The following is a 7,220-nucleotide window of genomic DNA, read 5'->3' as shown; positions in this document are numbered from 1 at the left end:
TTATCTGCGCTTTTGGCTTAGCATCTGCCGCACCTCGCTCGCCGTATCGGCACTTAGAATTATGCGGTATTGCCTTAAGCGTTACTCAGCATCCGCACAGAAAGCCCGGAAGGTGCGGTAAGCCATGTAAACATCGGCCTTGGAAACGACCTCGAACGGAGAGTGCATGGCCAGAACGGGCACACCGATATCAATGGTATCAATATCGCGGTTGGCCACATATTTGGCAATAGTGCCGCCGCCGCCGAGGTCCAGGCGGCCCATTTCGCCGATCTGCCAAACCACGCCGTTCTTGTTCATCAGGCGGGTCAGGTAGCTGACCAGTTCGGCGTTGGCATCGCTGGTAGAGCTCTTTCCGCCTGCACCGGTGTATTTGTAAATTGCAACGCCGCGGCCCGCATAGGTGCCGTTATCCGGCTCGAATGCTTCGGAGAAGCTGGGATCATAAGCAGCGGTAACATCGGCAGACAGGCACTTGGATGCCTGGAACGCAGCAATGGAATCCACACCGGTGGCGGCACAGAGCTGCTGCAGGAAGTGGTAGGCATACATGCTATTCATGCCGGTCACGCCGTCAGAGCCGACCTCCTCTTTATCGGTCAGGATGCAGACAGTGGTGTGGGCCGGGTGCTGTACCTCAATTTCAGCCATCAGGGCCGGGTAAGCGTCCACACGGTCATCATGGCCGTAAGCGCCGATCATGGAGCGGTCCAGGCCAACATCGCGGGCCTTGAATGCGGGCACAATCTCAATTTCAGCGGTGACAAAATCACGCTCGGTAATGCCGTACATCTCGTTCAGCAGACCGAGAATGCTCAGCTTGATGCGGTTTTCGGCATCAGCGTCCGCAATGGGCAGGGAGCCAAGCACGACATTCAGGTTTTCGGCGGTGATGGCATCGGGCAGCTTTTTCTGGTTCTGTTCGCGGCCCAGATGGGGCAGCAGGTCAGTGATGGTAAAGACGGGATCCTCGTCGTTTTCACCGATGGTAATGGTTACGGTGGTGCCGTCCTCACGGCAGACAACACCATGCAGCGCCAGCGGGATGGTAGGCCACTGATACTTGCGGATACCGCCGTAATAGTGGGTGCGGAAGTAAGCCAGGCCATCCTTTTCAAACAGCGGCACCGGGCGCAGGTCCAGGCGCGGGGAATCAATATGGGCAATGTTCAGGTGGAAGCCCTCGGCCATGCTGCGCTCGCCGATGGTAGCTGCCAGCACGCACTTGCTGCGATTGATCAGGTAGACTTTATCCCCTGCGTTCAGTGCCATGCCGGGCACAAAGGGCTTGTAGCCAGCCTGCTTGAGCAGCTGCTCGCTATAAGCGGCGGCTTCGCGCTCGGTCTTGGCAGCGTTCAGGAAAGCCTTGTAACCTTCGCAGAAAGCATTGGCTTCTGCAATGGCATCAGGCTGCTGGTCAGCGACTGTTTTGTTTTTATACAACAGTTCTTTCAGTTCCTGTGTTGTTTTCATGATGGTATCCTTTCTTCTTACAAATTCGGGCAGGGGTATTAGCCGGAGCTATCCGCCGTGCCGTATATTTCACTGTACTGCGCGTATGCGTCCGTTACTTTTTGCACATAGCGGCGCATTTGCGGGTACGGGAAAGCATCCAGTACCTTGCCATCCTGCGAATACTGGCTGTCCGCCAGCAGGGTATCCACGGTGCCAAGCCCGCTGTGGTAGGCGGCTGCGGCGGTGGCCAGGTCATCGTCATACCGCTGCAGGCAGTAGCTGATAAAATAGCTGCCAAAGCGGATGTTTACCTCCGGGTCATAGAGATCATCAAATGTAAGGGGTTCATCCGGCGCAATCTTGGTTTTGATCCAGTCGAATGTTATCTCGGTGATCTGCATCAGCCCGCGTGCGCCAACGTTGGATTCAGCCTGCGGGTTAAAATTGCTTTCGGTGCGGATAATGGAATACAGGATGTAAGGGTCAATTTGATATTTGCCCGCGTAATAGGTTACATACTCGTCATATTTGCGGGGGTATGCGGTGTTCATTACGGTATCGCTGCCGCGGTTCAACAGGGTGATAGCCGCCAGCAGCAGAGCCAGCAGCACCATACACACCCGCAAAATAACCATTTGCGGCGGGGATGGTGCCAGCACAGAGCGTTTGCGCTTATTTTTCGTCTGACGTTTCGCCATAAGCCTCCTTCCGCAGGGCAGTCAACAGCGCATTGCAGCGCTGCTGCATCTGTTGCAAAGTTCCATCGTTTTCAATCACAAAGTCTGCGGCGGCACGCAAGACATTTTCGGGCAGCTGAGCGTCCAGGCGGCGGCGCGCCATTTCCGGCGCAATGCCATCCCGCGCACAGATGCGCTGCACGCTGGTTTCATACGGCGCGGCAACCAAAACGAGATGGCTGCACCGCTTTTGGAACGGGGCACCCACGATCACCGCGCCGTCCACAAAGAAGAGCTTTTCCCCCGCCTGCCGGGCTTCCGCCATGGCAAGATCCAACCGATGGTAGATTTCCGGCTGGGTAATGGCGGTCAGCCGAGCGGTGCCCTGCGGTGTGGCAAAGGCACGGTCCGCCAGCAGGCGGCGGCGCACCTGACCGGCTTCATCCACAATATCGGCACCGAATTCCTGCTGGAGCTGCACAATGCAGGGCGAACCCGGCAGCAGAACTTCCCGCGCCACCTGGTCGGCATCCACACAGCGGAACCCCGCGGCACGGATGCTGTCCGTCAGGGTGGATTTGCCGCAGCCGGAACGCCCGGTAATGCCAATGATCTGCATATCAGACCTCCACCACGCGGAACGCCGCGGCACGGATCAGGCGGTTATACACGGCCATGGAAACGCCATCGCTGAGCGGGCAGCGGGCATAAACGGTTTTGGCACCCTTGCGGTCCAGTTCCCGCAGCACGGTGAACAGGTTGTGCGCTTCGCTGATGCCGTCCCCCTCTTTGCCGTAAGAGATGGCCGGAACGGGGAGCTGGGCTTCCTCGCCGTCAAAGCAGAGCGCCCAGACGCCGTCCCCAGCGTGGGCGGTAATATAATCGCGGTAGGCATCAAAGCTGCCTTTCAGGATGGTCACATCCGCCTTGGGGGCGTAATGCTTATACTTCATTCCGGGGGAACGCGCAACTTCGCCGTCTTTCAGCTTTTCCAGAATGGCGTGGTTGACAAGAACTTCCTCGCCCAGAACGGCTTCCATCTGTTCTTTTGTCACATAGCCGGGGCGCAGGATCATCGGGTGTTCCCCTGTCACGGCCACGACGGTGGATTCCACGCCGACAGCACTTTCGCCGCCATCCAGAATCAGCGGCAGGCGGCCATCCATATCCACAAAGGTATCCTGTGCGTTGGTGGGGCTGGGCTTGCCGGAAAGGTTAGCAGACGGGGCGGCAAACGCCACGCCGCTGGCTTTGATGACCGCCTGCACCACCGGATGGGACGGCATGCGCACGCCGACCGTATCCAGCCCGGCACAGGTCACTTCGGACACTTCCGGTCCGCGGGGCATGACCATGGTGAGCGGGCCGGGCCAGAATGCGGCGGCCAGCTTTTTGGCGCGTTCCGGCACTTCAGACACAATGCCGTGCAGCATTTCCATGCCGCAGATATGCACGATCAGCGGGTTATCCTGCGGGCGGCCTTTGGCTTCAAAAATTTTTTTGACAGCCTCACCGTTGCGGGCATCGGCGGCAATGCCGTACACCGTTTCGGTCGGCAGAGCTACCAGTTCCCCCTGCTGCAGCAGTTTGGCGGCAAGGGCAATGCTTTCCTCATTAACAGGCAAAACCTGAGTATTCATAGATCTTAATTCCTTCTTTTACGATGTGGGGTTACTGGATGGGGTTATTTTTGAGCTTTTCTTCCTGATCGGCCAGAATCAACGGCTCAATCACCCGGTCAAGGTTGCCGTCCAGTATATCCTGTAAATTGCGCAGTGTCAAGCCGATGCGGTGGTCGGTCACGCGGTCCTGCGGGAAGTTGTAGGTGCGAATCTTCTCGCTGCGGTCGCCGCTGCCCACCTGGCTTTGGCGCTTGGCGTTATATTCCTGGTCATATGCTTCCTGCTTTTGCTGCAGCAGGCGGCTGCGCAGAACTTTCAATGCCTGCTCTTTGTTTTCGCGCTGGCTGCGCTGGTCCTGGCACTCCACCACCATACCGGTGGGCAGGTGGGTCACCCGGATGGCGGACGACGTTTTGTTGATGTGCTGGCCGCCTGCACCGGAGGAGCGGAAGGTATCAATGCGCAGGTCCTTGGGGTTCAGTTCCAGCTCCACTTCCTCGGCTTCCGGCATGACGGCAACGGTGGCGGTGGAAGTGTGGATGCGGCCCTGGGTCTCGGTTTCCGGCACGCGCTGCACGCGGTGAACGCCGCTTTCAAACTTTAAGCGGCTGTAAACGCCGGGCCCTTCGATCGAGAACGTGATCTCCTTTACACCGCCCAGCTCGGTCTCGTTCAGGCTGATGACGGAGCAGGCCCAGTTCTGGCGTGCGGCGTACATGGTGTACATACGGTGCAGGCTGTGGGCAAACAGGGCGGCTTCCTCGCCGCCGGCACCCGCACGGATTTCCATGATGATGCTTTTTTCATCGTTGGCATCTTTGGGCAAAAGCAGCAGGCGGATTTTTTGTTCCAGGTCTTCCAGTTTTTGCCAGTTTTCGCGTAATTCCTGCTGTACCATATCGTTAAAGGCAGCATCCTCCGTGGGGGCATCCAGCAGCGCTTTTTCTTCGTCCACTTCTTTTTGCAGGGCGGTATAGCTGCAGTATGCTTCCACCAGGGGGGTCAGTTCCTTATACTCCCGCATCATGGCTGCATAGGCCGCGGGGTCATTCATTGCTTCGGGGGTGGTCATGCGGTAGGCAAGCTCCTCATAGCGGCGCTTTACCTGGCTTAAATCGTCAAACATAGGGGCAAATCTCCTTACATTAGGGGCACAAAATTGTGCCGGATGGTTAAAGAGCTTTTGCCGCTACTCTTCCCCGCTGCGCAGGACTTTTTTGATGTTCTTTTCAATCTTTACGCGCGGCAGCATAATCTCATGGCCGCATTTTTGGCAGCGGATCTTAAAATCCATGCCCACGCGCAGTACGTCAAACCGGTTGGCCCCGCAGGGGTGCGGCTTTTTGGTTATGATCACATCACCAACCTGAACGTCCATTCTTCCACCGCCTTTCTTTGATCTGGTCCGCAGGGCTACAGGCTGTACCTGTGAACAATGCGATACAGATATTATTATATACCATCCCGGCAGTTTTGAAAATAGCCCTGCCGGGAAAAGCTGCCCCCGCCAGGAGAATCTTTTGTGAACTTTTGGCGGTAGCGGCAGCTATGATCGTTGTTCTTTTATTTTATATATAAGAAAAGAGGAAAACAAATGCTTGAATACCGTGCTGAAGGACTTTGCCGCAACGCTTCCCACCTGCGGCGGGAAGAGCTGGATCATTGCATTGCCGCCGGGGAGGTGCTGCAAAGCACAGCCCTTGCCTTTGATACCAACCGCCGCCTGCGCTTTGAGCTGTGCGGGCACCATGCGTATATGCCGTTTGAAGAATGTCTGGACACTGCCCCCGGTGAGACAGTCAAAGAGATCGCTGTGCTGACCCGCGTGGGGCGGCCGACCTGTTTTGTGGTCCAGGGTACGACGCAGGATGAAAACGGCGAGGCCGTTTATCTGCTTTCCCGCGCGGCGGCGCAGCGGGCCTGCCGGGAGCAGTACCTGGACCAGCTGGAAAACGGCAGCGTGATTCCCTGCACGGTAACACACATTGAAAACTTTGGCGCGTTCTGCGATGTCGGGTGCGGCATTTCAGCACTGCTGCCAATCGACTGCCTTTCCGTTTCGCGGATTGCTTCGCCGGCAGACCGTGTAACGGTGGGCCAGCAGCTGCTGTGCGCCATCAAGAACCGGGATGAGCAGGACCGCATTGTGCTGACCCTGCGGGAGCTGCTTGGAACCTGGAGTGAGAACGCCGCCTGCTTTGCCGCCGGGGAGACCGTGGTGGGTATTGTGCGCAGTGTGGAAGATTACGGTGTGTTCATTGAGATTGCCCCCAACCTGGCCGGGCTGGCGGAGCCGGATACGGCACTGCACCCCGGCCAGACGGTGAGCGTGTATATTAAAAGCATTCTGCCAGATAAAATGAAGATCAAGCTGGTGGTGGTGAACAAGAACCTGAACCAGAAAATGCGGTTTGAGCCACACTATTTTGTGACCCGTGGGCGGCTGGACCGATGGATCTACTCCACCCCGCAAAGCCGCAAGCAGATCGAAACGGTGTTTTGAAGCCGGCTTAAGCGGGCAAGAATTTTGCGCTTGTAAGTTTTTTGAAACTCCTGTATAATAATTACAAAGTAAAGTTTGAGGGCACGGTGCTGCCTGTGCCCCCTGTTCAGGAAGTGAGACCATGGCAGAAGCATTTACCGCCGGTGTAAAGATGGGCGGCTTGACCAATGATACCGAGATCCGTATTTTGCTGTGCTACCTGATTAAAAGCGTGGGGCCTGTGACCCGTGAAGCCATGGAGGCTGCGCTTTTGCAGGAAGAGCTGGTCAATTATTTTGAATTTGTTGGCGCGCTGAACGACCTTGTGGCCCAGGGGCTGGCCATTGAGGGAGCCAACGGCTACACCATTACCGAAAAAGGTACCACAGTGGCTCAGACTCTCTCGGAAGATTTGCCCCGCAGCGTGCGAGAAAGTGCGATTCTGGCAGTTATCCGCATCCAGAGCTGGGTGCACAAGGCGGCCCAGAACCATGCCGACATTGAAAAAGACGGTGACCGTTACCGCGTAACCTGCACCATTCAGGATAAAAACCAGCAGCACGGCGCATTCACCCTGCAGGTGACGATGCCGGACGCCATGACCGCTGAACAGGTGCGCGACCATTTTGTAGCCTGCGGGAGCGAAATTTACAACAAAGTGCTGAATTTGTTGACCCAGCCACTGAGCGATGAACAGCGCCCGCCGGAGGGAGTACGGTAAAATTATATCGGCACTCCCCTGCCGTATATGATAATAGCAGTACGGATAGCCAAGTTACCATCTTATCATCATTGCATACCATCAAATAAGCAAAAAACAGCCCCGGCTTTTTCCTGAATGCAATCAGGTAAAAGCCGGGGCTGTTTTGTCAGTTTCTGTTCATTGCAGGGGCGTATCTTATGCTATGGCAATACCGCATAATTCTAAGTGCCGATACGGCGAGCGAGGTGCGGCAGCTGCTAAGCCAAAAGCGCAGATAATAC

At 56.5% G+C, this 7,220-nt stretch carries 8 protein-coding genes; 2 read left to right on the top strand and 6 right to left on the bottom strand.

Going from position 1 to position 7,220, the window contains the following annotated elements; translation table 11 throughout:
* Nucleotides 1–81 precede the first annotated feature (81 nt).
* The 6 genes from C4885_RS14770 to C4885_RS14745 form a co-directional block, all read right to left on the bottom strand.
* Nucleotides 82–1,473: an aminopeptidase gene (locus tag C4885_RS14770; RefSeq protein WP_114001066.1), complete on the bottom strand. Its 1,392-nt coding sequence runs from the start codon at nt 1,471–1,473 to the stop codon at nt 82–84.
* A gap of 38 nt (nt 1,474–1,511) precedes the next feature.
* Complete coding sequence (locus tag C4885_RS14765) at nt 1,512–2,153, bottom strand: lytic transglycosylase domain-containing protein (protein WP_242979613.1); 642 nt, start codon at nt 2,151–2,153, stop codon at nt 1,512–1,514.
* The gene (gene coaE / locus C4885_RS14760; RefSeq protein WP_114001065.1) at nt 2,128–2,751 is read right to left on the bottom strand and encodes a dephospho-CoA kinase; all 624 of its coding nucleotides are present in this window, start codon (nt 2,749–2,751) and stop codon (nt 2,128–2,130) included. The genes C4885_RS14765 and coaE overlap by 26 nt, the downstream gene beginning before the upstream one ends.
* 1 nt (nt 2,752) lies before the next feature.
* On the bottom strand, nt 2,753–3,772 hold the full coding sequence (locus C4885_RS14755) for an L-threonylcarbamoyladenylate synthase (protein ID WP_114001064.1): 1,020 nt from the start codon (nt 3,770–3,772) through the stop codon (nt 2,753–2,755).
* Between the two features lie 31 nt (nt 3,773–3,803).
* A complete protein-coding gene (prfA, locus tag C4885_RS14750) occupies nt 3,804–4,880 on the bottom strand; it encodes a peptide chain release factor 1 (protein ID WP_114001063.1) in 1,077 nt (358 codons plus the stop codon).
* A gap of 63 nt (nt 4,881–4,943) precedes the next feature.
* Entirely contained in the window at nt 4,944–5,132 is a 189-nt protein-coding gene (locus C4885_RS14745; protein ID WP_114001062.1) for a DUF951 domain-containing protein, read from the bottom strand.
* Between the two features lie 216 nt (nt 5,133–5,348).
* On the opposite strand from C4885_RS14745, the gene C4885_RS14740 reads away from it, so the two are divergent.
* Together C4885_RS14740 and C4885_RS14735 are read left to right on the top strand one after the other, a co-directional pair.
* Nucleotides 5,349–6,257, top strand: a complete 909-nt coding sequence (locus C4885_RS14740) for a S1 RNA-binding domain-containing protein (RefSeq protein ID WP_114001061.1) — start codon at nt 5,349–5,351, stop codon at nt 6,255–6,257.
* Between the two features lie 121 nt (nt 6,258–6,378).
* A complete protein-coding gene (locus tag C4885_RS14735) occupies nt 6,379–6,957 on the top strand; it encodes a DUF4364 family protein (protein ID WP_114001060.1) in 579 nt (192 codons plus the stop codon).
* The last annotated feature ends 263 nt before the right edge of the window (nt 6,958–7,220 follow it).

The sequence above is a fragment of the Subdoligranulum sp. APC924/74 genome (assembly GCF_003324125.1).
Classification (GTDB): Bacteria; Bacillota; Clostridia; order Oscillospirales; family Ruminococcaceae; genus Gemmiger; species Gemmiger qucibialis.
Note: the sequence above shows the minus strand (reverse complement) of the source record. Positions and strands in the feature narration are given on the sequence as shown.